Genomic DNA, 24,189 nt, shown 5'->3' on the forward strand with positions numbered 1-24,189 from the left:
GATCAGTCCTGCGGCGGGATCTCGTAGGGCAGGGCGCGGGGCTGCAAGGCCGCGCCAGCGGCGCTGCCCAGATGCAGGCTGCCAGCCTCCAGCGCCGCGAGCTTGATCTCGGCCGCGATGACCGAGCGGCCACCACGCGAGCCGGCACCGGCCACGACGCCGGCCGGCTGCTCGGGGTCGGCGCTGTGGAAGATCTCCTGGCCCACGGTGGCGGCACCGTCGGCCTCGAACACCTGCAGTCGGCGCTTCAGCGTGCCGCGGTACTGGCTGCGCGCGACGATCTCCTGGCCGGGGTAGCAGCCCTTCTTGAAATTCACGCCGCCCAGCACCTCGAAATTGATCATCTGCGGCACGAAGGCCTCGACGGTGGCGCCGCGCACCCAGGCCGTGCCGGCCTCGGCCTCGGCCCAGGCCCAGTCGTCTGCGGTGATCGCCACGCCAGCCGGCGCGGGCGCGCCGACGGGCTGAACGCGCAGCGCACGGCCCGAGCCGGGAAGGGCGATCTGCACCGCATCGCCGTCGCGCACCAGCGTCCAGGCCTCGGCGGTCGGGGTGCCCAGCAGGCCGTAGACGGCGTACTCGGCGCTGGCGTCGGTCAGCTTGCACTTGGCACGCAGCACGAACATGGACAGGCGCTTCAGCGTCGCGGCCAGCGTCTCGGCCGGCAGCGCCAACAGGATCTCCTCATCGGCCTGTTTCCAGCCCACCATCGTGGCCAGCAGCCGGCCCTTGGCGGTGCAGAAGCCGGCCAGCCGCGCATGGTCGCGGCCCAGCAGGGCGAAGTCCTGGGTCAGCTGGCTGTGCAGGAAGCTGGTGGCGTCGGCGCCCTGGGCGCGGATGACGCCCCAGTCGGCGAGGCGAAGTTGGGAGGTTTGGGACATGGGCGGAATTATCATCGGCGCCCTTTTGACCGAGCTTTTCACAGGGCATGAAGTCGTTGTTGCGGGCGGTGCTCGCGTTGTTGTTGATCGCCGCACTGGCCGCCGGCGCCGCATGGCAGTGGCTGCGCAGCCCGTTGAGTCTGGCCGCGCCGTCGGTGGAGCTGTCCGTCGAGCCCGGCACGAATCCGGCCGTCGTGGCGCGCGCCTGGGTCGCGGCCGGCGTGCAGACGGATGAACGGCTGCTGTACCAGTGGTTCAAGTGGTCCGGCCAGGCCAAGCAGATCCGCGCGGGCAGCTACGAGGTCCATGCCGGCATCACGCCGCGCGAGCTGCTGCACAAGATGGTGCGCGGCGACGAGGTGCTGGAGCAGTTGCGGCTCATCGAGGGGTGGAACTGGCGCCAGTTCCGCGCCGCGCTGGCCGCCGCGCCGGCGCTGAAGAGCAAGACTGCGGGCATGAGCGATGCCGACATCATGGCTGCCCTGGGTGAGCCCGGCGTGGCGCCCGAGGGCCGCTTCTTCCCCGACACCTATGCCTACAGCCGCGGCGTCAGCGACCTGACGGTGCTGAAGCGCGCCCATGCCGCGATGAAGAAGCGGCTGGCCGCGGCCTGGGAGCAGAGGGCGTCCAACCTGCCGCTGAAGTCGTCCGACGAGGCGTTGATCCTCGCGTCCATCGTCGAGAAGGAGACGGGCACCGCCGGCGACCGCGCGAAGGTGGCGGCCGTGTTCATCAACCGGCTGCGCATCGGCATGCCGCTGCAGACCGATCCGACGGTCATCTACGGCATCGGTGAGAACTTCGATGGCAACCTGCGCAAGCGCGACCTCGTCACCGACACGCCGTTCAACACCTACACGCGCGGCGGCCTGCCGCCCACGCCCATCGCGATGCCCGGCGCGGCCTCGCTGAAGGCGGCGCTGAACCCGGCGGCGGTCCAGGCGCTGTATTTCGTCGCCCGCGGCGACGGCAGCAGCGAATTCAGCGACGACCTCGACGCGCACAATCGCGCGGTCAACAAATACCAACGCGGCGGCAAGTGACTGGGCGCTTCATTTCTTTCGAGGGCATAGACGGTGCCGGCAAGTCCACGCAGATCGCGTCCATCGCGGCCTGGTTCCAGGCGCGCGGCGACGAGGTGGCGCTGACGCGCGAGCCCGGCGGCACGCCGCTGGCCGAGGACTTGCGCGCGCTGGTGCTGAACCGCCCCATGGACTCCCTGACCGAGCTGCTGCTGATGTTCGCGGCCCGGCGCGATCACCTGCAGACGCTGATCCTGCCCGCGCTGGCCGCCGGCAAGACGGTGCTGTGCGACCGCTTCACCGATTCCAGCTTCGCCTACCAGGGCGGCGGCCGCGGCCTGCCGCTCCGCATGCTGGATCCGCTGGCCGACTGGGTGCAGGACGGCACCGAGCCCGAGCTGACCTTCTGGTTCGACCTGCCGCCCGCGATGGCTGCGGCACGCCGGGCCGGCGCGCGCGAGGCGGACCGCATCGAGGCCCAGCAGCTGGACTTCTTCGAGCGCGCCCGGGGCGGCTTTGCGGCTCGCGCGGAGAAGGCGCCGCAGCGCGTCGTGCGCATCGACGCCAGCGTGGCGCCCGACGCCGTGTGGGCGCAGGTCCAGGCCGTCCTCCAACAACGCTACCCCGCATGAACGCCGATCTGCCCTGGCTGAAGGCGCCACTGGCCGATGCATTGGCGCGCGCCCGCTCGCATGCACTGCTGGTGCAGGGGCCGGCCGGCGTGGGCCAGCTGGAGCTGGCCGTCAAGCTCGCGCAAAGCTGGCTGTGCGAGGCCGCCGCGCCCGCGCAACCCGCCTGCGGGCAATGCCCCAGCTGCAAGCTGTTCTCCAGCGGCACGCACCCGGACTTCCAGCTGCTGCTGCCCGAGGCGCTGGAGGCGCCCGCGCGTGAATCGCTGGGCCTGCCCTTCGAGGAGCCCGACACCAAGGCCGGCAAGGCCAAGCCCAGCAAGGAGATCAAGGTCGAGGCGGTGCGCCAGCTGCTGTCCTTCGCGCAGGCCACATCGGCGCGCGGCAAGGCCAAGGTGGTGGCCATCTTCCCGGCCGAGGCGCTGAACGGCGTTGCGGCCAATGCGCTGTTGAAGACGCTGGAGGAGCCCTCGGGCCTGCTGCGTTTCGTGCTGGCCAGCCATGACAGCGCCAGCCTGCTGCCCACCATCCGCAGCCGCTGCCAGCCGCTGCCACTGCCGCTGCCCGACACGGCGGCTGCGCTCGCGTGGCTGGAGGTCAAGGGCGTGAAGGACGCTGCCGGCCTGCTGGCCGCCACGGGCGGGCGGCCGCAGCAGGCGCTGGAATGGTTCGAGGCCGGCCTGACCGACGCCGCCTGGCAGGCGTTGCCCAAGCGCGTCGCTCGTGGCGAGGTGGCGGCCTTGAGTGAACTGGCGCCGCCGCGCGCCATCGATGCACTGCAGCGCCTGTGCCACGACCTGGTGCGGCGCAGCCACGGCCAGCCGGGGCAGTTCTTCGCCACCACCTCGCTGCCGTCCCCGAAGCGCGCCGCCCCGCTGCTGGCCTGGGAGGGCGAACTGCGCCGGGCGGCCCGCCATGCGGACCATCCGCTGAACGCGAGCCTGTGGCTGGAGGCCTTGGTGGCGCAAGCCCAAGCGGCGGTGACGACTTCCATGCGCTGAGCCTGGGAACGGCGGTCATACACTCGGGCCATGAGCGACGCCAATTCCAAGTCAGGTCCGAACTCGCTGCAATTCCAGCCCAGCCAGTTGGGCGGATCGCTGCCGTTGCCCACCGTGGGTGGCGCGGGCGGCACCGCCTCCGGCGCGCGGCCCAGCGTCATCCAGCTGGTGTTCCGCGAGAAGTCGGCGCTGTTCGCGGCCTACATCCCGGCGTTCACCGAAGGCGGGCTGTTCGTGCCCACCAACCGCGACTACAAGCTGGGCGAGGACATCTACCTGCTGCTGGCGCTGCCCGAGGACAACCAGCGCTACCCGGTGGCCGGCAAGGTGGCCTGGCTGACGCCGCCCAACGCCTCCGGCGGCCGCACTCAAGGCGTGGGCGTGCGTTTTCCCGGCGACGAGAAGACGCGGCTGATCCGGCTGCGCATCGAGGAAATCCTGGGCACGGCCATCTCGTCGAGCAAGCCGACCCAGACTCTCTGATCCCTGTTCGATGTTTGTTGATTCGCATTGCCACCTCAGCTTCCCCGAGCTGAAGGAAAGACTTCCCGACATCCTGGCCGACATGCGCAACGCGCAGGTGGTGCAGGCCATCTGCATCTGCACGCAGATGGAGGAGTTCGAGGCCGTGCACGCGCTGGCCGTCGAACATCCGCAGCTGTGGTCCACCGTGGGCGTGCATCCCGACACGGAGGACATGCGCGAGCCCGATGTGGACGAACTGGTGCGCCTGGCGGCCCGGCCCAAGGTCGTCGCCATCGGCGAGACGGGGCTGGACTACTACCGCCTGAACGGCCGCAGCATCGACGACATGGAGTGGCAGCGCGAACGCTTTCGCACGCACATCCGCGCCGCCAGGCAGGCGGGCAAGCCGCTGGTGGTGCACACCCGCTCCAGCGCGGCCGACACGCTGCGCGTGATGGACGAGGAGGGCGCCGAGCAGGCGGGCGGCGTGTTCCATTGCTTCACGGAATCGGCCGAGGTGGCGCTGGCCGCCGTCGAGCGGGGTTACTACATCTCGTTCTCCGGCATCGTCAGCTTCAAGAACGCGCAAGACCTGCGCGACCTGCTGCCGCAGCTGCCCGTCGACCGCGTGCTGATCGAGACCGACAGCCCTTACCTGGCGCCAGTGCCGTTCCGCGGCAAGACCAACTCGCCCGCCTACGTGCCTCACGTGGCCAAGGCGGTGGCCGATGCTCTGGGGCTGCCCGTGCCCGAACTGGCCGCGATCACGACGGCCAACACGCGTCGTTTGTTCAAGCTGCCGGAGGCCGCATGAAGTTTTGGCTGGTTGCACTGACCCTGGCCGCGTCGGGTGCGGCGCAGGCGGCGGTGTCCGTCGAGGATTTCGTCAAGGCCGCCGAGTTCAACGACCCGCGCGGCATCCAGTCGCAGTTGCAGCAGGGTGTTGATCCCAACCTGACCGACTCGCGCGGCCGCACGGCGCTTTTCACGGCCGTGCGCGAAGGTTCGGAGCATGCACTGGCCGCGCTGCTGGCCTCGCCCAAGGTGCAGGTCAATGCCGTCAACGCCGACGGCGAGACGCCGCTGATGCTGGCCGCCATCCGCGGTTCCCTGTCCATGGTGCAGGCGCTGGTGAAGCGCGGCGCCGCGGTCAACCGTCAGGGCTGGACGCCGCTGCACTACGCCTGCAGCGGCCCGGACAACGGCGTCGCCGCCTTCCTGATCGCACAGGGGGCCGAACTGAACGCGCGCTCCGAGAACGGCACGACGCCGCTGATGATGGCCGCCCGCTACGGCGGCGGCGACCTGGTGCCGCTGCTGCTGAAGGCCGGTGCCGAGCCGCGCGCCGCCAACGAGCAGGAGCTGACGGCGGCCGATTTCGCCGCCCGCGGCGGCCGCGATGCGATGGCCAAGGAGCTGCGCCGCGTCATCCAGGAGCGCCAGCGCGCGGCGGATGCGGCCAAGGCCGCCAACTAGTTCACGCGCCAGGGGGCGTGTAGGGAAAAGTCTTACAACGCCTAGCGCAAGGCGCCGACTGGTTCGCCCGGGACGGGCTGCCTACAGTGGAGTCATCGAACACCCCACGAGGCTCACCATGCTGACCACCACCCCGAATCTGGCCGATCCGTTCGCGATGCTGATCGCGCCCGAGCAGGTCATGCGCGCCGTCGAGACCTCCGACCGCCTGGCCCGCCTGCAGCGCCGCGTCTACCGCCCGCTGGACCGCCCCTGGATCCCGATGAAGGGTTCCGCGGCGGCCGACTTCGACAGCGAGGTCGACGCCGAGCCCGAAGTGCCCGACCTGTCGGACGACGCGCTGTAAAGCAAAAAAGCCCGCTCCTTGCGAAGCGGGCTTTTTGTTGCGCGAGGCAGCGGTCGTCTTAGACGCGCTTGCGGTACTCGTGCGTGCGGGTGTCGATTTCGATCTTGTCGCCGTTTTCAACGAACAGCGGCACGGGGATCTCGAAACCGGTGCCCTTGATGCGGGCGGGCTTCATGACCTTGCCCGAGGTGTCGCCCTTGACGGCCGGCTCGGTCTCGATCTCGCGGACGACGCTGGTGGGCAGTTCGATGGAGATGGCCTTGCCGTCGTAGAAGGTCACTTCCGCGGCCATGCTGTCTTCCAGGTAGGACAGCGCGTCACCCATGTTCTCGGCTTCCACTTCGTACTGGTTGTACTCGCTGTCCATGAAGACATACATCGGGTCGGCGAAGTAGGTGTAGGTGCACTCCTTCTTGTCGAGGATGATCTGCTCCATCTTGTCGTCGGCCTTGAAGACCAGCTCGGCACCGGCGCCGTTCAGCAGGTTCTTCATCTTGATGCGCACGGTGGCGGCGCCGCGGCCACCACGGCTGTATTCGGTCTTCAGGACGACCATCGGGTCCTTGCCCTGCATGATCACGTTGCCGGCGCGGATTTCTTGAGCGAGTTTCATGGTGGTATCTCGAGGTGAGGGCCGGCTGCGAAGAAGCCGGCTTATGGTGCGCACCAGACTCCGAAAACATCCCGGCGTGGCGCGGCAAAGCCCGTCATTCTAGCTGGAAACCCTTGATGAACCCCAGCAGCTGGGTCAGCAGATCGGGCTGCGCCGCCAACTGCGCACGCCAGGCCGGCGCATGCGCCGAGGCCTCCTCAAGCCCCGTCAGCGAGCTGGGCAGGGCGCCCAGGCCGTTCCAGCCGCGCCAGATGCCGCGCCAGGCTTCGGGCAGCGCGGCGCGGGCCATGAAGGCCTCCAGCTTGGCGTGGTGGGCATCGTCCTCGTGTTGCGGGTAGATCTGCCAGACGAAAGGCCTGCCGGCCCATTGCGCGCGCACGAAGGAGTCCTCGCCGCGCACGAAGTTCAGGTCACTCGCCCATAGCAGCCGGTCGTAGTCGTCCTGCGCCAGATAGGGCAGGGCGATGGTGCGCAGGTTGGGTCGTGCGGTGATCAGGGGCTGCAGCGGCCCGGGGCAGGCCAGCACCAGCGTGGGTTGGTCGGCCAGGGCCGCCAGCAGTGCGGGCAGGTGTCCGTTGGCATAGGCGAACAGGCTGACGGCGCGCTCGTCCTCCTCAGGTGCCCAGCCGCGGGCTGCCAGCCAGGCGCGGCCGTCGAAGTTCTCGATGCGCTCCAGCAGGCCCGTCTCGCGCAGCAGGCCGCCGGTGCGGCGCGTGAAGCCGGGGTAGAAGAAATGCTTGGTCAAGCCCGAACCGGGGCCGTGGAACTGCGGCGAGGCCAGGCCGTGACTGCGCTCCACGTAGTCCTCGGCGCTGAGGTATTCGAGGTTGATCCAGCGTGGTGCCGGCTGCCGGGCGGCCATGCGGGCGACAAAGAACGCCGGCAGTTCGCAGCCGAAGGCCTCGATGACCACGCCGCCCGGGGTGACCTCCACATCGTCCACGGGCCACGGGCGGATCTCGACCCCGTGGCGCCGGTCGGGCCGCTCGGGCGCCATCCATGACAGCGCCGAGGCGTCGTCGACCCACAGCCTGGCCTTGTCTCCGCGAGCGACGATGTCGCGCGCCAGCCGCCAGCACACGCCCAGGTCGCCATGGTTGTCGATGACGCGGCAGAAGATGTCCCAAAGCATGGGTGTGATTGTCCCAGGCCAAAATCCGCCTCCATGTCGAACCCGCCCCCGTCCTCACCCGAAACCGACGAGCGCGCCGCCATCGCTGCGGCCGAGAAGGCGCAGGCCGCCGAGGCCGAAGCCGCCGCGCGCGCGATGCGCGACAAGCTGCTGGCCGAGGTCAACGCGCTGCCGGCGCTGCCCGGCGTCTACCGCTACTTCGATGGCAAGGACGATGTGCTCTACGTCGGCAAGGCCAAGGACCTGAAGCGCCGCGTCAGCAGCTATTTTCAGAAGAACCACGGCGGCACGCGCATCGGCATGATGGTCTCGCGCATCGCGCGCATGGAGACCACGGTGGTGCGCACCGAGGCCGAGGCGCTGCTGCTGGAGAACAACCTCATCAAGACGTTGAACCCCCGGTTCAACATCCTGTTCCGCGACGACAAGAGCTACCCCTACCTGAAGCTCAGCGGCCACGCCTGGCCGCGCATGAGCTACTACCGCGGCGCGGTGGACAAGCGCCACCAGTACTTCGGGCCGTTTCCCAGCGCGTGGGCGGTGAAGGAGTCCATCCAGCTGATGCAGAAGGTCTTCCGCCTGCGCACCTGCGAGGACAGCGTCTTCAACAACCGCAGCCGGCCCTGCCTGCTGCACCAGATCAAGCGCTGCTCCGGGCCTTGCGTGCCGGCCGGCCAGACGGAGGAATACGCGCGCAACGTCGCCAGCGCCGAGCGTTTCCTGCGCGGCGAGACGGACGAGGTCATGGCCTCGCTGCAGGAGCAGATGATGGGCTTCGCCGAGACGCAGCGCTACGAACTGGCGGCGGAGGTGCGCAACCAGATCCAGGCGCTGTCCAAGGTCCTGCAGCAGCAGGTCATCGAGGAAAGTAGTGCCACCGGCCACGACCGCGACGTGGACGTGCTGGCCGTGAAGGTGCAGGGCGGCCGTGCCTGCGTGAACCTGGCCATGGTGCGCGGCGGGCGCCATCTGGGCGACCGCGCGTTCTTTCCCAAGCATGTCGACGATGCAACGGCGCTGCAGCTGGAAGACGAGGAGCAGCTGTCGCCTGAGCGACAGGTGTTGGAGGCTTTCATCGCCCAGCACTACCTGGCATCGCCGGTGCCGGGGCTCGTCATCGTCAGCGAGGCCGTGGATGCCGGGCTGGCCGAGGTGCTGTCCGGCCAGGTGGGCAGCCGCGTCGCTGTGCAGGCCCAGCCGCGCGGCCAGCGCCGCATCTGGCTGGAGATGTGCGTCAAGGGCGCCGAACTGGCGCTGGCCCGGCTGCTGGCCGAGGAAGGCTCGCAGCAGGCGCGCACGCGAGCGCTGGTCGATGCGCTGGACATGGCGCCGCCCGAGATCGACAAGTTCCGTGTCGAATGTTTCGACATCAGCCACACCGCCGGCGAGGCGACGATGGCAAGCTGCGTGGTGTTCGAGGGGCACCAGATGCAGAGCAGCCAGTACCGGCGCTACACGATAGAGGGCATCACTGGCGGCGACGACTATGCCGCGATGCGCCAGGTGCTGACGCGCCGCTACAGCAAGATGGCCGAAGCCGCGCAGCTGGGCACTGGCCGGCTGCCCGACCTGGTGCTGGTGGACGGCGGTCGCGGCCAGGTCAGCATGGCGCGCGAGGTGTTCGAGGAGCTGGGGCTGGACCTCAGCCTGATCGCCGGCGTGGAGAAGGGCGAGGGCCGCAAGGTGGGGCTGGAGGAGCTGGTCTTTGCCGATGGCCGCGAGAAGGTCTACCTCGGCCGTGATTCGGCCGCGCTGATGCTGATCGCGCAGATCCGCGACGAGGCCCACCGTTTCGCCATCACCGGCATGCGCGCCAAGCGCGCCGCCACGCGCACCGGCAGCTCGCGGCTGGAGGACGTGCCGGGCGTGGGCCCCAAGAAGCGTTCGCAGCTGCTGCAGCGCTTTGGCGGCGTGCGTGGCGTGGCCGGCGCCAGCGTTGAGGAGCTGGCCAGCGTGAAGGGCATTTCACGCGAGCTTGCCGAGGAGATCTACCGCGTGCTGCACTAGCGTGCAGAGCACGCGAGCTTGCCGAGGAGATCTACCGCGTGCTGCACTAGCGTGCACAGTGAGCGCCACGGTATGAAAAACACAAGATCCGAGGAGAACAACATGTCCATCGCCGAACACGCCAAGCGCGCCGTGCGCTGGTTGATTGCCCCGTTGCTGGCGGCTTGTGGCGCCACGCCGCCGCCGGCCCCGGCACCCGCCGCAGCGCCTCGTCCGGCCCCGGTCGCCGCGCCTGCGGCGGCCACGCCAGTGCCGGCGCCATCGCCCGGCCCCGGCACGGCGGTCAAGCCGGCCCAGGGCATGCCGGCGCCCAAGCCCGTGCGCACGCATGAGGAACTGCGCCGCCAGGCCGCCGAGCGCCTCGTCATGGCCAACCCCGAGCGCAGCTACATGACGCCCGCGCCGTCGCACCTGCTGACCGTTGTGGTGCTGGATATCGAGTTGAAGGCCGATGGCAGCGTGCGCAAGATCAATGTGCTGCGTCCGCCCAGGTTCGGCCCCGAGACACTGCAGATGGCTGTCGACGCCGTGCACCGCGCCGCGCCGTTCGGCGACTTGCGCCGCATGCCGGAGCCCTGGCGTTTTACGGAGTCCTTCCTGTTCGACGAGCACCGCCGCTTCAAGCCGCGATCGCTGGACTGACGGGCGGCCGCCACAACCTCGCCGGGCCGGCTCCGGCCTTGGGCACAATCACCGCCATGTTCCTGACCCTGCCGACACTGCTGACCTGGGCCCGCATCGTGGCCATCCCGCTGATCGTTGGGGTGTTCTACCTGGACCTCACGCCCGCTCACCAGAACCTGTTCGCGACCGTGCTGTTCATCGTCGTCGCGCTGACCGACTGGCTGGACGGCTACCTCGCGCGCAAGCTCAACCAGACCTCGTCCTTCGGCGCCTTCCTGGATCCGGTGGCCGACAAATTCCTGGTCTGCTCGGCGCTGCTGGTGCTGCTGGAACTGGGCCGCGTGAACGCCTTCGTCGCGCTGGTCATCGTGGGGCGCGAGATCGCGATCTCGGCGCTGCGCGAATGGATGGCGCAGATCGGCGCGTCGCGCAGCGTGGCGGTGCACATGGTCGGCAAGCTGAAGACGGCCGTGCAGATGGTGGCCATTCCCTTCCTGCTGTTCGACGGCCATCTGTTCGGCATCATCGACACGCGGGTCTGCGGCACCTGGCTGATCTATGCCGCCGTCGTGTTGACCATCTGGTCCATGGTCTATTACCTGCAGAAGGCCTTGCCCGAGATCCGCGCCAAGGCCCGTTGAAGGTGCGCTGAAGACGTCATTCGCCGGTCGCCCGGACAATGAGTTGTATCGGGACTTTTCCCTGCCCGGATCCTCTCGGGCACGCGTCTAGAATCCCCTTCCCCGCGCGCGTCCGGGCCCTCGTCAGACGGCCTCCACGGGCTGCGCAGTGCGCGGGACCGACCTGTCATCGTCATCTTGCGGCCCAGCGATGGACGCAGGATTTCGCAGTCCGCTGAATCGTCCAACCTGGGGGCACGAGTGAACAAGTCCGAATTGATCGAGCACATCGCCAAGCAGGCCGACATCTCCAAGGCCGCCGCGGGTCGTGCGCTCGAAGCCGTGATCGGCGGCGTGAAGACGACGTTGAAGAAGAACGGCACGGTTTCGCTGGTAGGCTTCGGCACGTTCAGCGTCACCAAGCGCGCCGCGCGCACCGGTCGCAACCCGCGCACCAATGAGGCGATCAAGATCAAATCGGCCAAGGTTCCCAAGTTCAAACCCGGCAAGGCGCTCAAGGACGCCGTGAACTGAACCTCAGCCCACTCCCGGTTTCCCGGGCGCTTAGCTCAGTTGGTAGAGCACCTCCCTTACACGGAGATTGTCGGCGGTTCGAGCCCGTCAGCGCCCACCACCTATCCGCCGGGCGGTTCTCGCCGTCCCGGACTTAGAATGCGAATCCCCTCGAAGGCGAACCCCGGTTCGCCTTCGTCGCGTTTGACGCACTTGACGCACGCCGTCCCTGATCCTCAAGGCTTTCCGAGATGTTCGAGTTTGTCCGCCAGCACAACAAGCTGTTCCAGTTCATCCTGCTGCTGTTGATCCTGCCGTCCTTCGCCTTCGTGGGCATCGAGGGCTACACCAGCATGATGGGCGGCGCCAACGCAGGCGTGGCCAGCGTCGATGGCCGCAAGGTCACGCAAGGTGAATGGGAGGCCGCGCAGCGCCAGTTCGCCGACCGCGTCCGTGCGCAGAGCCCGGGTGTAGATCCCAAGCTGCTGGATTCGCCCGAGGCCAAGCATCAGGCGCTGGAAAACCTGGTCACCGAGCGCACGCTGCAGGCCGCGGCGATGCATCAGCATTTCACGCCCAGCAGTGAAGTGGTCAAGGCGCGCTTCTGGGCCGATCCGCAGTTCGCGTTCCTGCGCAACTCCGACGGCGCAACCATCAACAAGGCGCTGCTGGCCGCGCAGGGCATGACGCAATCCATGTTCATGGAGCGCCTGCGCCAGGACTACGCGGTGCGCCAGGTGACGGCGCCCGTCGAATCGTCGGTGACCATCGGCGACGCGGCACCGAAGCTGGCCTTCGACTCGCTGCTGCAGCAGCGCGAGGTGCAACTGCAGCGCTTCGACGTGCGCGAGTTCGCGGCCAAGCTCAACCCCAGCGACGCCGACATCGAAGCCTTCTACAAGGAGCCGGCCAACGCCGCCAAGTTCCAGTTGCCCGAGTCGGCACAGATCCAGTACGTCGTGCTGGACCTGGAAGCGCTGAAGAAGGACGTCAGCTTTACCGAGGAAGACCTGCGCAAGTACTACGAAGAGAACGCGACGCGCTATGGCGTGCCCGAGGAGCGCCGCGCCAGCCACATCCTGATCAAGGCCGAGCGCAGCGCGCCCGCCGATGAGCGTGCCAAGGCCAAGGCCAAGGCCGAGGCCCTGCTGGCCGACGTGCGCAAGAACCCGGCGTCGTTCGCCGACGTGGCCAAGAAGAACTCGCAGGACGAGGGCTCGGCCGTCAACGGCGGCGACCTGGATTTCTTCGGCCGTGGCGCCATGGTCAAGGAGTTCGATGCCGCCGTCTACGCGATGAAGCAGGGCGAGATCAGCAATCTGGTCGAGACCGACTTCGGCTTCCACATCATCCAGCTGACCGGTGCCCGCGGCGGCGAGAAGAAGTCCTTCGACGCGGTGCGCGGCGAGGTCGAGGCCGAAGTGCGCAAGCAACTCGCGCAGCGCAAGTACAGCGAGGCTGCGGAGCAGTTCGGCAATCTGGTCTACGAGCAGTCCGACACGTTGCAACCTGCGGCCGACAAGCTGAAGCTGCAACTCCAGACGGCGACCGTGCGTCGCCAGGCTCAGCCCGGTGCCGTGGGTCCGCTGGCTTCGGCCAAGCTGCTGGAGGCCGTGTTCGCTCCCGAAGCGCTGACCAACAAGCGCAACACCGAAGCCATCGAGACCGGCCCCAGCCAACTGGTCTCGGCCCGCATCGTGCAGCACAACCCCGCGCGCGTGCCGCCGCTGGCCGACGTGAAGGATCGCGCGCGCCTGCTGCTGGTGCAAAAGCTCGCCGCCGCCGAAGCGAAGAAGGCCGGCGAGGCGCGTCTGGCTGCACTGAAGTCCAACCCCGCCGACCTGGCCGGCCTGGAAGCCGCCGTCACCGTGTCGCGTGCCAAGCCCATGGGCCTGACCCGCGCGCAACTCGAAGCCGTGCTGGGCGCCGATGCGGCCAAGCTGCCGGCCACCGCAGGTGTGCTGGCCGATGACGGCAGCTATGTCGTCGTGCGCATCAACCAGCTGCAGCCACGTGATCCGGCCGTCGTCGACGACAAGGTCGCGGCCCGCCAGTACGCCGCCGCCTGGGCCCGCGCCGAAGGCCAGGCCTACATGAGCGCGCTGAAGTCGCAGTACAAAGCGGTCATCAATGTCGCCGCTCCTGCATCGGCAGCAAGCGCACCCTGATTTTTACGCTATACTCTTTGGCTCTGCGGTGGTTGTAGCTCAGTTGGTAGAGTCCAGGATTGTGATTCCTGTTGTCGTGGGTTCGAGTCCCATCAGCCACCCCAAAAAATAGTCCAAGAAATTGGACCTCAACGGCCCGGTAGCGAAAGCTTCCGGGCCGTTGTGCTTTTGGCGCTCAGCCAACGTAGCCCAGCGGCAGCGCCGTCGTCAGCTTCAACTCCTCCATCGCGAAGCTGGAACTGACGTCGTGCAGCTGTGTGCCGGCGATGAGGCGCTTGTAGACCTTGTCGTAGGCGGCGATGTCCGGCACGACGACGCGCAGCAGGTAGTCGACGTCGCCGCTCATGCGGTAGAACTCGACCACCTCGGGAATGGCCTGGACCGTGGCTTTGAAGGTGTCGAACCAGGCCTCGGTGTGCACGCTGGTGCGCACCGACACGAACACCGTCACGCCGACGTTCACCTTGCGGGCATCGACCAGCGCCACCTGGCGCGTGATGACGCCAGCTTCCTTCAAACGCTGGATGCGGCGCCAGCAAGGCGTCGTGGACAGGCCCACCTGCTCGGCGACCTGCGTCACCTGCTGCTCGGCATCCTGTTGAAGGATTTCCAGGATTCGTACGTCGATGGCATCCAATTTCATGCACTGAATATTACGGGGAATGAAATTTCCTCTTTGGGCCGTTGAAGTGGATTGAAGGCAAGCCGTTGCTACGGCCGGGTGCGCAGAATCTAGCCATGGAGATCTATCTCGACGCGAACGCCACCACCCCCGTGCTGCCGCAGGCCCGCGAGGCCGCGCTGGCAGCCATGGCCGAGGACTACGGCAACCCCAGCAGCATCCACAGTACCGGCCTGAAGGCGAGGGCGTTGATGGACGGCGTGCGGGCCCGCGCGAGGCGCGTGCTCGGCGCCGAGACGGGGCGGCTGCTGTTTGTCAGCGGCGCGACCGAGGGCATACAGACGGCCGTGCTGTCGGCACTGAGCGCGCTGCGCGACGCACCGAGCCGACCGGAGCTGCTGCTCTACGGCGCGACCGAGCACAAGGCCGTGCCCGAAGCCATCAAGCACTGGAACACGCTGCTGGGCTTGAACCTGCAGGTGCTGGCCATTCCCGTCGGCCGCGATGGCCGCCATGACCTGGCCTGGCTGCGCGAGCATGCGCCGCGGGCGGGGCTGGTCTGCACGATGGCCGCCAACAACGAGACCGGCGTCATCAGTGACCTGGACGGCATCGCCGCTGCGCTGGCCGGCAGCACGGCGCTGTGGATGGTGGATGGCGTGCAGGCACTGGGCAAGCTGCCGCTGCGTCTGGTGGAGCGCTGCATCGATTACGCGCCGTTCTCCGGTCACAAGCTCTATGCGCCCAAGGGCATAGGGCTGCTGTTTGTGCGCGAGGGCGCGCCGTTCACGCCGCTGCTGGCCGGCGGGGGCCAGGAAGGCGCGCTGCGCTCGGGCACGGAGAACATGTCGGGCATCGCCGCGCTGGGAGCCGTGCTGGCGGCGCTGCAGGAGGGGCGTGCCTTCCGCGACGCCGCGACGCTGGGCACCTATCGCGAGCGCCTGGCCGATGCGCTGCGTCAGGCCTTCCCGGGCCTGGTCTTCAATGCGCCGCCGGCGCTGTGCCTGCCCACCACGCTGAGCTTCGCCGTGCCGGGCCTCAGCTCCAAGCTGCTGCTGGACCTGTTCGACGCCGCCGAGTTGCGCGTCAGCGGCGGCTCGGCCTGCAGCGCGGCCAAGGCCCAGCCCAGCTATGTGCTGGAGGCCATGGGCCTGCCGGCCTGGCAGACGGCGTCTGCGGTGCGGATGTCGTTCGGCCCCGTGGTTGACGACGCCTTCATCGCCGAGGCCTGTGCGCGCATCCGCGTCTGCGGGGAGTCGCTGCGTGACAGCTGTCTGGACCCCAACGCGCCAGGCCAGGCCTTGCCGGCCGATGGCCTGACGCGCTTCGTCGTTGACGGCGCCTGCTGCTACCTGCTGGCGGACGCGGCCAGCCGCCGCGCGGTGGTCGTCGACCCGCTGTCCGAGCTGACCGGGCGGCTGGCGCAATGGTTGAACTGCCAGGGCTACGAACTGGCCGCCGTGCTGGACACGCACAGCCACGGCGACCATGCCTCGTCAGCTCCCGAGCTGTTGGCCGCCGTCGGGCAGCCGCAGGCCGATGTGGACGGGCTGGGCTGGCCGCGCGGCGCGCAAGCCATCGTGCTGGGCGCGCGCCGGTTGACGCGGTTGCCCATTCCCGGCCATACGCAGGATTCGACGGCCTATCTGCTGCACGACGCGGCGGGCGGTCTGCGCCTGGCGTTCGTCGGAGACACCGTGATGCCCGGTGCCTTGGGGCGCAGCGACTTCGAGCAGAGCGCGCCGCTGGACTTCGGCGCGTCGCTGGCGCGGCTGGAGCAGGCGGTCGGCCCGCACACGCTGCTGCTGCCCGGCCATGACTACGACGACCGCTTCGCCAGCACGCTGGCCGTCGAGTGCGTGGCGCAACCGTTGCTCGCCGACGTGCTGGGCGGTCGCGTGGACGCCGCCGGCTTTGCCGCTGCGAAGGCGCAGTTGGAGCAGGGCCTGGCCCTGACCGAATACCAGACCGTGGCCTGCGGTGCGCGCATCGACAGCGGCTGCCCGCTGGCATCCAGCGAGCTGAGGCTGGACGCGCTGCATGACCTGCTGGGCAGCCACCCCGACCTGCTGCTGGTGGACGTGCGCGAGCCCTACGAGCAGCGGCTGGGCCAGCCGCTGGAACTCGCAGTCAGCGTGCGCCGCGAAGCCGTGGCGCTGTCGGGGCTGCCCGATGCGCTGACGGCCTGGCTGGCATTGCCGGCCGAGACGCCGGTGGTGTTCTTCTGCCGCAGCGGCAACCGCAGCGCGCAGGCGGCGCAGGCCTTGCGGCGGCTGGGGCATGGCCAGGCCTGGAGCATGCAAGGGGGCCTGGCGCTGTGGCCGCGGGCCGGAGTCGGCGCGGTCGACGCGGCGCTGGCGATCTGATCGCGTGAACAGCGCCGGCATCGCCAGCCAGTTCGCGGCATCGAATGGGCTTGTGTGTCGGCCGTGACACATAGCGAACAAGAAGGGCTTACGGCGCCTCAGAAGAATGAATTGGCCCGTCGCCATCCGGCGTGCGGACGATCCAACCTCTTCTGAAGGAGTAGCCATGAGCACGATCAGCGGCCTGGGCGGCGTGAACCGGTCCTGGGACAGCGGCGCCAGCCGCAAGGCCGAGCACGAGGCCCGCATGTTTGCGAAGGTCGACAGCGACGGCAGCGGCGGCGTCGATGCGACCGAACTCGCCACGATGCTGGAGCACACCGGCCAGTCGGGCGACAGCGCCGAACTGTTGAAGCAGATGGACGGCAACGGCGACGGCAGCCTGAGCAGCGATGAGCTGAGCCAGGGCATGCGCGAGCTGATGCCGCCGCCCGCGTCGACGATGGAATTCGCGCAGTCGCGCGGCGCGGCCAACGACGAGGTCGACGTGTTCGCCGAGCTGGACGCCGATGGCGATGGTCAGCTGACGCGCGCCGAGTTCGAGGCCGGCCGCCCGTCGGGCCCGCCGCCTGGCGGCATGCCGCCCCCGGCCGCATCGAGCAGCGGCGCCAGCGCGACGTCGACCGAGACCGATCCGCTGGACCTGAACCAGGATGGCACGGTCTCCGAGATCGAGCGGCTGGCCGGCGAACTGAAGGCGCTGGCCCAGAGCGCGAACGACGAGAGTGCTGCGGCGAATCCGCTGAACACGGAGATCGCGCAGCTGGCGCAGAAGCTCTACGACCAGATCGCGCGCAACTGGCTGCAGCCGGCCGCCACGGCCACCCAGGTCAGCACGACGGCCTGAGCCGCTCAGAGCCGGTCGGCGACCTCCTCGGCCAGCGCGAGCGAGGCGGTCAGCCCCGGCGACTCGATGCCGAGCAACTGCACGAGGCCGGGCGTGGCGGTGTCGATGACGAAGTCCGCCGCGGGCTCGCCCGGGCCGCTGAGCTTGGGCCTGATGCCGCTGTAGGCCGGTTGCAGCGCGCCGGGCGGCAGGCCCGGCCAGTAGCCGCGCACCTCGGCTTCGAAAGCGGGCGCCAGCGCGGCATCCACGGCGTAGTCCAGCGCGGCGGGATCGCTGTCGTCCAGCCATTGCACGTCCGGCCCGAAGCGCGCCTGGCCGCCCAGGTCCAGCGTCAGGTGCACGCCCAGCCCGCCGTCCACCGGCAGCGGGTAGATCAGGCGCGAGAAGGGCGCGCGGCCCGCCAGCGAGAAGTAGTGGCCGCGCGCGAAACGTAGCGGCGGCGCCGGCACGCCCAGCGATTGGGACACCTGGCCGGCAAACAGGCCGGTCGCGTTGACGACCAGTTGCGCGCCCAGCTCGAAGTCATCGGCGATACGCAGCCGCCAGCCGTTGCCGTCGCGTGAGCCGCCGGTGACGGGGCTGGCCAGTGCCAGCGTGGCGCCGGCGTTCTCGGCGTCGCCCAAGAGCGCGGTCATCAAGCCGTGGCTGTCAACGATGCCGCTGGACGGCGACAGCAGCGCTCCCGCAGCCCGCAGCGCGGGCTCCAGGGCCAGCGCCTCGGCACGGCTCAGCAGACGCAGATCGTCGACGCCGTTGGTGGCGCCCTTGGCGGCAAGTTCCTCCAGCCGCGCCAGGTCGGCAGCGCGCGTCGCAACGACCAGCTTGCCGCAGCGGCTGTGGGCCACGCCGCGCGCGGCGCAGTAGTCGTACAACAGCGCCTTGCCGCGCACGCACAGCCGGGCCTTCAGGCTGCCAGCGGGGTAGTACAGGCCCGCATGCACCACCTCGCTGTTGCGCGACGAGATGCCCGTGCCGATGGCGTTTGCGGCCTCGATCAGCACGACCTCGCGGCCGCGCAGCGCAAGTTCGCGTGCCACGGCCAGCCCGACGACGCCGGCGCCGATGACGGCAATGTCCACATGGTCCATGACCATCAGCCTATCAGGCGGGCTTGCCTAGAATCGGCCGCGCGCCGTTGAAGCGGCGCCGTCTCGCCGAGGGGTGCTGCGACGGAGCCTGGCCTCCGCCACGCTCGGTGCCGACGACAGGACAAGGGCGCCCTTTGTGAAAAGGGTCGTGCATGTCTTCTTCATCTTCCGCTTCCATACGCACCATCCTGCCGCTGGCCTTCGTCACGGGCGTCAGCATGGCCGCGATGGACCTCTACCTGCCCGCCGTGCCGGCGCTGCAGGTCGGCATGGGCATCAGCATCTCGCTGGCGCAGGCCACCGTGGCGGTCTACCTCGTCGGGCTGGCAGCCGCGCAGCTGCTGTGGGGTGAATGGCTGAACCGCCTGGGCCCGCGCCGCTGCATGGAGATCGGCCTGGCGCTGCTGGCGCTGACCAGCCTGGGCTGCGCGCTGGCGCCCAACATCGAGACGCTGCTGGTGCTGCGGCTGCTGCAGGGGCTGGCCGCCGCCGCGGCCACCGTGGTGGCGCCCACGGTCGTGCGCGCCACGCTGGCGGATGCCGACGTCGTGCGTGGCATCGCGGCCATCTCCATGGTGGAGGCCATCGTGCCGGCGGCCGGCCCGGTGCTGGGCGCGCTGCTGCTGCAGGTGACGGACTGGCGCGGCACCTTCTGGGTGCTGGCGGCGCTGTCGCTGCTGGTGCTGCCCTGGGTCGTCAAGATCGCGCCGCGCCAGCTGCCGGGGCTCAACCTCGACCACGACGCCAGCTACGCCGCCATCCTGCGCAACCGCAGCTATCTGCGGCTGGCGCTGTCGCATGCGCTGTGCATAGGCGCTTTGCTGACCTTCCTGGCCAGCGCGCCGCAACTGCTGCAACACGCGCTGGGGCTGGGCTCCGACGCATTCGCGCTGCTGCAGGTGCTGGGCGTGGGCTCGTTCATGCTGGGCGCGTCGCAGTCGGGGCGGCTCGCCAAGCGACTGGGGCATGCACGAGTCGTGAAGCTGGGTGCCTCGGTGCAGGTGCTGGCCTGCGCGCTGGCGCTGGCAGGCGCGGGGCTGGGGCAGCTGCCCTATGCCGCCGTGGCGGCCTACTGGATGTGCTTCTGCGGCTCGCTGGCCATCCGCGGGCCGGCCACCTTCGTCGACGCGCTGGCCGTGCCGCCGGCGCAGATGGGCCGCGCCACGGCCATGCTGGTGCTGGCGCTGTTGGCGGCCGGCGCTTTAGGCACGCAGCTGGTGGCGCCGTTCCTGGGCGGCGAGGGCAGCGCGGTGCCGGTGTTCTGCGGCGTGCTCGTGCAGCTGCTGGTGAGCGCGGCGCTGGTGTGGCGCTACCCCGTGATCGTCAAGGCCTGACGTCCAGCGCGCGGAAGGCGCGCTTGTTCTTGCCGGCGTCCTTGCAGGCCTTCTTGCCCACCATCACACCGCCGTCGTCGCTGAGCAGCGTGAGCTGCCCGTCGGGCCAGGCGAACAGCGCTTCGGGTCGCAGCGTGCCGAGGTCGAGCTTGAGCGGCGAGGGCACGTCTGTGGCCTTGCCGCTCCAACGGAAAAACGGCGAACGTGCCGTCGTCGCCGGTCGGACCGGCGGCGATCAGATAGCCGCTGCCCACGCGCTCCAGACTGCGCACGCCGTGGCCGCCCAGGTCCAGGCGGATGACGGCACCAAAGCGTGCCGGCCCCTTGCCGTCGACCAGCTCGGCCGGGTTCAGCAGCGGCACGACGATGGCCTTGCCCTGCGGGACGGGGCTGCGCAGGCCGATCAACAGGCTGCCGTCGGCTGCGGTGGCCAGGCCTTCGATGTTGAAGCCGCCCTCGGCCTCGGCCGCGCGCTGCGCGGCGCCGGTGAGCAGCGGCGCCAGCGCGGCATGGGCGAGCAGGTCATGCTGTAAGGCCGTGTAGGGCCGGCCCACGGGCTCGACGCTCGCGCCGCGCACCTCGGTCGCAAAGAAGCGGTGCCGGTCCTCGCGCAGTTCGCCCGCGCTGTTGCGCGCGTGCGAGGCGATCCAGTAGATGCGCGAACCCAGCTGGGCCGCGCCTTCGAGGTCGGACTCCTTCTTGGCCTTCAGGAACTTGGCCAGGTCCACCTCGCCAACGCGCTGCGCCTCACCACGGCGGTAGACCACCAGCGTGTTGCGCTCGTCATCGGCCACGATGAAATGGCGCGCGTCCAAAGCCACTGCGGCGGACGCATCGCACAAGCCCTCGAAGCGGGGCTGTGCCGAAGCCGGGCCAGCCGCGCCGGCCGCGATCAGCAGCAGCGCGGCCAGCCGCTTCATGCGCGGATGGGCTCCGTGCCCGCCAGCAGCCAGGCCAGCGCCGCGCCGCTCACCAGCGGCTGCAGGCGCTCGCGCACGGTGGCGTGGTAGTCGTTCAGCCACGCGATCTCGTCGGCGCGCATCAAGCTGAGGTCGATGCAGCTCGTCGCGATCGGGCACAGCGTCAGCGTCTCGAACGCCAGCATCTCGCCAAAGGCGTTGTTCTCCGGCGTGGCGATGGCCACGTTGAGCACCAGGTTCTCGATGCGCACGCCCCACAGGCCCGGCCGATACAGGCCCGGCTCGATGGACGTGATCATGCCGGGCTCCATCGCCATCGTCGCGTCGGGGATGGCCTTGCTGATGCTCTGCGGGCCTTCGTGCACGTTCAGGAAATAGCCCACGCCATGGCCGGTGCCGTGGCCGTAATCCAGGCCGTGCTCCCACAGCGGCGCGCGCGCGATGGCGTCCAGCATGGGGCTCAGCGTGCCGCGCGGGAAGCGCGTGCGCGACAGCGCGATGGTGCCCTTCAACACCAGCGTGTAGTCGCGCTTCTGCTCGGCGCTGACTGCACCGATGGGCCAGACGCGCGTGATGTCCGTCGTGCCGCCCAGGTACTGGCCGCCGGAGTCGATCAGCAGCAGGCCGTTGCCGGCGATGTGCGCGAACGATTCGGGCGTGGCGCGGTAGTGGGGCAGGGCGCCGTTGGCCATCCAGCCGGCGATGGTCGAGAACGACAGGCCGACGAAGTCCTTGCGGCGCGAGCGGCAGGCGCTCAGGCGCGTGTCGATGTCCAGCTCGCTCCAGCGCTCGCCACGGGCCAGTGAGGCCTCGAACTCGGCGTAGAACTCGCACATGGCCGCGCCGTCCTCGGCCATGGCCTCGCGGATGAACACCGCCTCGGCGGCGCTCTTGCGGCTCTTCAGCAGCGTGCTGGGGTTGATCTGCTCGATGACCTTCACGCCCGCAGGCACGGCCTCGCGCAGGCCCAGCGTGATGCGACGCGGGTCGACCAGCAGCGTCGCGTCGGTCGGCAGCGCGGCCAGCGCGGCGGCGGCCTGCGCATAGGGCGCGAGCTGGATGCCGTCGGCGGCCAGGCGGCCCACGACGTCGGACGGCACCTTGCCATCGGCGATGAACAGCCGGCCGCCCGTCGCATCCAGCAGCAGGTGGGCGATGAAGACCGGGTTGCACTCCACATCGGCGCCGCGCAGGTTCAGCAGCCAGGCCACGTCGTCGACGGTGGACACGAGGTGGTGGCTGGCGCCCGTGGCGGCCATCGCTGCGCGCACGCGCGCGAGCTTGTCGGCGCGGGCCACGGCGGCCTGCGGCGGCAGGTGCTCGTAGACCGCCTCGGTGGGCAGGCCGGGGCGGTCGTCCCAGGCGTCGGCCAGCAGGTCGGCGTCGGTGCGCAGCTTCACGCCCTTGCGTGCGAGACCGGCGCGCAGCGCGTTGGCGAGCGACAGGCCCAGCACCTGGCCGTCCACGGCCAGTGTGTCACCCGTTTTCAGCTCGGCGGCGATCCAGTCGATGTAGATCGTCGACGCGCCGGAGTTCATCTTCTCCAGCTGGATGCCGCTGCCGGCCAACTGCGCCTCGGCCTGGGCCCAGTAGCGGCTGTCGGCGAACAGCGCGGCCTTGTCCTGCGTGACGACCAGGCTGCCCACCGAGCCGGTGAAGCCGGACAGCCATTCGCGGCCCTGCCAGCGGCCGGGCAGGTATTCGGAGAGGTGCGGGTCGGCGGAAGGCACCAGCACGGCTTGTGCGCCGGCGGCGGTCAGCGCGTCGCGGATGCGTTCGATGCGCAGACGGGTTTCATGGGTGCGGGCATCCATGGCAATCCTTGTGGGAAATCGTGGTTGGCCGATCTTAGGCGCCTGCATTTCGTCATGACTTTTGACATTGGCGCCGAACATGTGACACTTAGGGCACATATGGATGCCGAGCAACTCGACGCCACGTTCTTTGCGCTGGCCAGCGACCTGCGCCGCCGCATGCTGGACCTGCTGAAGGCCGAGCCCGGTTGCAACGTCAACCGCGTGGCCGAGTTCTTCGCCGCCGAGGTGGGGCGCTTTGCGGTGATGAAGCACCTGGCGGCGCTGGAGCGCGGCGGCCTGGTGATCGCCGAGCGCCAGGGGCGGGACAAGCGGCTGTGGTTCAACGTCACGCCCATCCAGCTGCTGCACGAGCGCTGGACCACCGAGTACAGCGTGTACTGGGCTTCACGGCTCACGCGCCTGAAGTACGACGCCGAGGGCGCCGAAGTCACTCCCCTGCAACCCAAGAGGAAGGACCGCCGACATGGCTGACACGACCGATGCTGTCTTCAAGATCTTCATCCAGGCCGACATCCAGCGCGTCTGGCGGGAACTGACCAAAACCGGCGAGGCGCAGGGCGCCGTCTTCAACGCCTGGCTGCACACGCGCGGCGGCCTGGTGCCGGGTGCTGCCATGCAGATGCAGACTGGCACCGGCAAGCATGTGCTGGTGGTGGGCGAGGTGGTGGCCTGCGAACCGCCGCACCGCTTCGTGCACACGCACCGCTTCACGCAGCATGACGACCCGGTCTGCCAGGTCAGCTACGAGTTGAAGCCCGTGGGCTCGGGCGTGGAGGTCACGCTGCGCGTCATCGGCCTGCCGGAGGGCACGCCGACGGCCAAGTCCATGCGCAGTGGCGGCACGATGATCCTGAACAGCCTGAAGGCCATCGTCGAGACCGGCCGGCCATCGTTCGGCACGCGGCTGATGTACTGGATGTTCGATCACATGGAGTTCATGCTGCCGGCCCGTACGCGCAGCGAACACTGGCCTCTCGACAAATAAGGAGATCGTCATGGCCGATCCGCAAGCCGCGCTGGTCACCCAGCTGCGCAACATCCAGGCTCGCACGGGCAAGACCATTCCCGCGCTGCATGAGCTGCTGACCGCCAGCGGCCTGCAGAAGACCGGCGAGCGCCGCAGCCTGCTGATGGAGCAGTTGGGGCTGGGTTATGGCGACGCCAACACCGTCGCGCTGCTGATGGGCAAGCCCCTGCCGCCGCTGGATGGCAGCGCGCCACCGCCGCCGGCGGCCGTTGTGGGCGATGTGCTGGATGCGCTGTACAGCGGCAAGAAGGCCGGGCTGCGGCCGCTGCACGACGCGGTCATGGCCCTTGTCGCGCCCATGGGAGTGTTCGAGCAGGCGCCCAAGAAGACCTACATCAGCCTGCGCCGCAAGAAGCAGTTCGCGATGCTGGGCCCGGCCACGCAGACGGCCGTGGAGCTGGGGCTGAACGTGAAGGACCTGCCGCCGGCTGCGCGCCTGAAGGCCGTGCCGGCCGGCGGCATGTGCCAGTACACGGTGCGCTTCAGCGCGCTGGATGAGGTGGATGCCGAACTGGCTGGCTGGCTGCGCGCGGCCTTCGACGCGGCGGGTTGACGCGCCTCATCTCATCGCGCATCTGAGGTCATCGATCCTCACACCCGCATCGCCGCCGTTCGACAAGTGATTGGCCGCCTCGGCGGCCGCTTCCTAGCATGCCCATCCTTTCCCATGC

At 69.3% G+C, this 24,189-nt stretch carries 25 protein-coding genes, 2 tRNA genes and 1 riboswitch; of the genes, 20 read left to right on the top strand and 7 right to left on the bottom strand.

What is annotated here, in order from left to right; translation table 11 throughout:
* Positions 1-2: 2 nt before the first annotated feature.
* Positions 3-881, bottom strand: coding sequence for a CAF17-like 4Fe-4S cluster assembly/insertion protein YgfZ (gene ygfZ, locus J2X21_RS07020; RefSeq protein WP_310326586.1), 879 nt, complete (start codon positions 879-881; stop codon positions 3-5).
* A 47-nt stretch (positions 882-928) separates the two neighbouring features.
* On the opposite strand from ygfZ, the gene mltG reads away from it, so the two are divergent.
* From mltG to J2X21_RS07055, 7 genes are all read left to right on the top strand, one after another.
* Positions 929-1,924, top strand: coding sequence for an endolytic transglycosylase MltG (gene mltG, locus J2X21_RS07025; protein WP_310326588.1), 996 nt, complete (start codon positions 929-931; stop codon positions 1,922-1,924).
* The gene (tmk, locus tag J2X21_RS07030; RefSeq protein ID WP_310326590.1) at positions 1,921-2,535 is read left to right on the top strand and encodes a dTMP kinase; all 615 of its coding nucleotides are present in this window, start codon (positions 1,921-1,923) and stop codon (positions 2,533-2,535) included. The genes mltG and tmk overlap by 4 nt, the downstream gene beginning before the upstream one ends.
* On the top strand, positions 2,532-3,533 hold the full coding sequence (locus J2X21_RS07035) for a DNA polymerase III subunit delta' (protein ID WP_310326593.1): 1,002 nt from the start codon (positions 2,532-2,534) through the stop codon (positions 3,531-3,533). The genes tmk and J2X21_RS07035 overlap by 4 nt, the downstream gene beginning before the upstream one ends.
* A 30-nt stretch (positions 3,534-3,563) precedes the next feature.
* The gene (locus J2X21_RS07040) at positions 3,564-4,016 is read left to right on the top strand and encodes a PilZ domain-containing protein (protein ID WP_310326596.1); all 453 of its coding nucleotides are present in this window, start codon (positions 3,564-3,566) and stop codon (positions 4,014-4,016) included.
* A gap of 10 nt (positions 4,017-4,026) precedes the next feature.
* Entirely contained in the window at positions 4,027-4,812 is a 786-nt protein-coding gene (locus J2X21_RS07045; protein ID WP_310326599.1) for a TatD family hydrolase, read from the top strand.
* Positions 4,809-5,474, top strand: coding sequence for an ankyrin repeat domain-containing protein (locus J2X21_RS07050; protein WP_310326601.1), 666 nt, complete (start codon positions 4,809-4,811; stop codon positions 5,472-5,474). The genes J2X21_RS07045 and J2X21_RS07050 overlap by 4 nt, the downstream gene beginning before the upstream one ends.
* Before the next feature lie 118 nt (positions 5,475-5,592).
* On the top strand, positions 5,593-5,820 hold the full coding sequence (locus tag J2X21_RS07055; protein ID WP_310326604.1) for a hypothetical protein: 228 nt from the start codon (positions 5,593-5,595) through the stop codon (positions 5,818-5,820).
* 58 nt (positions 5,821-5,878) lie between these two features.
* Here J2X21_RS07055 and efp read toward each other — a convergent pair whose 3' ends face one another.
* Together efp and earP are read right to left on the bottom strand one after the other, a co-directional pair.
* Positions 5,879-6,433 (bottom strand): elongation factor P, encoded by a 555-nt coding sequence (efp, locus tag J2X21_RS07060; RefSeq protein WP_310326607.1) that lies wholly within the window; start codon positions 6,431-6,433, stop codon positions 5,879-5,881.
* Positions 6,434-6,527: 94 nt separating this feature from the next.
* Entirely contained in the window at positions 6,528-7,565 is a 1,038-nt protein-coding gene (gene earP / locus J2X21_RS07065; protein ID WP_310326609.1) for an elongation factor P maturation arginine rhamnosyltransferase EarP, read from the bottom strand.
* 33 nt (positions 7,566-7,598) lie between these two features.
* Between earP and uvrC the strand changes: the two genes are divergently transcribed.
* The 7 genes from uvrC to J2X21_RS07100 all read left to right on the top strand — a co-directional run bounded on the left by uvrC (position 7,599) and on the right by J2X21_RS07100 (position 13,601).
* Positions 7,599-9,572, top strand: a complete 1,974-nt coding sequence (gene uvrC, locus J2X21_RS07070; protein ID WP_404666593.1) for an excinuclease ABC subunit UvrC — start codon at positions 7,599-7,601, stop codon at positions 9,570-9,572.
* 102 nt (positions 9,573-9,674) lie between these two features.
* Positions 9,675-10,214, top strand: coding sequence for a hypothetical protein (locus J2X21_RS07075; RefSeq protein ID WP_310326612.1), 540 nt, complete (start codon positions 9,675-9,677; stop codon positions 10,212-10,214).
* Between the two features lie 56 nt (positions 10,215-10,270).
* On the top strand, positions 10,271-10,837 hold the full coding sequence (gene pgsA, locus J2X21_RS07080; RefSeq protein WP_310326614.1) for a CDP-diacylglycerol--glycerol-3-phosphate 3-phosphatidyltransferase: 567 nt from the start codon (positions 10,271-10,273) through the stop codon (positions 10,835-10,837).
* A 240-nt stretch (positions 10,838-11,077) separates the two neighbouring features.
* Positions 11,078-11,350 carry an HU family DNA-binding protein gene (locus J2X21_RS07085; protein ID WP_233372245.1) on the top strand — a complete coding sequence of 91 codons (273 nt, stop codon included), beginning with the start codon at positions 11,078-11,080 and terminating at the stop codon, positions 11,348-11,350.
* Between the two features lie 24 nt (positions 11,351-11,374).
* A tRNA-Val gene (locus J2X21_RS07090) sits at positions 11,375-11,450 on the top strand.
* A gap of 130 nt (positions 11,451-11,580) precedes the next feature.
* Positions 11,581-13,497, top strand: a complete 1,917-nt coding sequence (locus J2X21_RS07095; protein WP_310326616.1) for a peptidylprolyl isomerase — start codon at positions 11,581-11,583, stop codon at positions 13,495-13,497.
* A gap of 28 nt (positions 13,498-13,525) precedes the next feature.
* Positions 13,526-13,601: transfer RNA gene (locus tag J2X21_RS07100), tRNA-His, on the top strand.
* 71 nt (positions 13,602-13,672) lie between these two features.
* Here the strand turns inward: J2X21_RS07100 and J2X21_RS07105 are convergent.
* A complete protein-coding gene (locus tag J2X21_RS07105; protein WP_404666594.1) occupies positions 13,673-14,140 on the bottom strand; it encodes an Lrp/AsnC family transcriptional regulator in 468 nt (155 codons plus the stop codon).
* A 95-nt stretch (positions 14,141-14,235) separates the two neighbouring features.
* On the opposite strand from J2X21_RS07105, the gene J2X21_RS07110 reads away from it, so the two are divergent.
* Together J2X21_RS07110 and xopAW are read left to right on the top strand one after the other, a co-directional pair.
* Positions 14,236-16,485 carry an aminotransferase class V-fold PLP-dependent enzyme gene (locus J2X21_RS07110; protein WP_310326619.1) on the top strand — a complete coding sequence of 750 codons (2,250 nt, stop codon included), beginning with the start codon at positions 14,236-14,238 and terminating at the stop codon, positions 16,483-16,485.
* A gap of 166 nt (positions 16,486-16,651) precedes the next feature.
* Positions 16,652-17,332 carry a XopAW family type III secretion system calcium-binding effector gene (xopAW, locus tag J2X21_RS07115; RefSeq protein WP_310326622.1) on the top strand — a complete coding sequence of 227 codons (681 nt, stop codon included), beginning with the start codon at positions 16,652-16,654 and terminating at the stop codon, positions 17,330-17,332.
* Between the two features lie 5 nt (positions 17,333-17,337).
* Here the strand turns inward: xopAW and J2X21_RS07120 are convergent, their stop codons facing one another.
* Complete coding sequence (locus tag J2X21_RS07120; RefSeq protein ID WP_310326624.1) at positions 17,338-18,420, bottom strand: NAD(P)/FAD-dependent oxidoreductase; 1,083 nt, start codon at positions 18,418-18,420, stop codon at positions 17,338-17,340.
* A gap of 62 nt (positions 18,421-18,482) precedes the next feature.
* Positions 18,483-18,560, top strand: a riboswitch (S-adenosyl-L-homocysteine riboswitch).
* A gap of 12 nt (positions 18,561-18,572) precedes the next feature.
* On the opposite strand from J2X21_RS07120, the gene J2X21_RS07125 reads away from it, so the two are divergent.
* The gene (locus J2X21_RS07125; RefSeq protein WP_310326627.1) at positions 18,573-19,754 is read left to right on the top strand and encodes an MFS transporter; all 1,182 of its coding nucleotides are present in this window, start codon (positions 18,573-18,575) and stop codon (positions 19,752-19,754) included.
* Here J2X21_RS07125 and J2X21_RS07130 read toward each other — a convergent pair.
* Complete coding sequence (locus J2X21_RS07130; RefSeq protein WP_310326630.1) at positions 19,730-20,674, bottom strand: DUF3616 domain-containing protein; 945 nt, start codon at positions 20,672-20,674, stop codon at positions 19,730-19,732. The two genes, J2X21_RS07125 and J2X21_RS07130, sit on opposite strands and share 25 nt — an antisense overlap.
* Entirely contained in the window at positions 20,671-22,488 is a 1,818-nt protein-coding gene (locus J2X21_RS07135; RefSeq protein WP_310326632.1) for an aminopeptidase P family protein, read from the bottom strand. The genes J2X21_RS07130 and J2X21_RS07135 overlap by 4 nt, the downstream gene beginning before the upstream one ends.
* Before the next feature lie 99 nt (positions 22,489-22,587).
* Here J2X21_RS07135 and J2X21_RS07140 point away from each other — a divergent pair, with 99 nt between their 5' ends.
* Genes J2X21_RS07140 through J2X21_RS07150 form a run of 3 tightly spaced genes read left to right on the top strand, consistent with a single transcriptional unit; the run spans position 22,588 to position 24,071 of the window.
* Positions 22,588-22,962: an ArsR/SmtB family transcription factor gene (locus J2X21_RS07140; protein ID WP_310326634.1), complete on the top strand. Its 375-nt coding sequence runs from the start codon at positions 22,588-22,590 to the stop codon at positions 22,960-22,962.
* The gene (locus tag J2X21_RS07145) at positions 22,955-23,476 is read left to right on the top strand and encodes an SRPBCC domain-containing protein (RefSeq protein ID WP_310326636.1); all 522 of its coding nucleotides are present in this window, start codon (positions 22,955-22,957) and stop codon (positions 23,474-23,476) included. Before J2X21_RS07140 ends, J2X21_RS07145 begins: the two co-directional genes overlap by 8 nt.
* 10 nt (positions 23,477-23,486) lie before the next feature.
* Positions 23,487-24,071, top strand: a complete 585-nt coding sequence (locus J2X21_RS07150) for a DUF5655 domain-containing protein (protein WP_310326638.1) — start codon at positions 23,487-23,489, stop codon at positions 24,069-24,071.
* The last annotated feature ends 118 nt before the right edge of the window (positions 24,072-24,189 follow it).

The sequence above is a fragment of the Roseateles asaccharophilus genome (assembly GCF_031458115.1).
In the GTDB taxonomy this organism is placed as follows: Bacteria; Pseudomonadota; Gammaproteobacteria; order Burkholderiales; family Burkholderiaceae_C; genus Pelomonas; species Pelomonas asaccharophilus_A.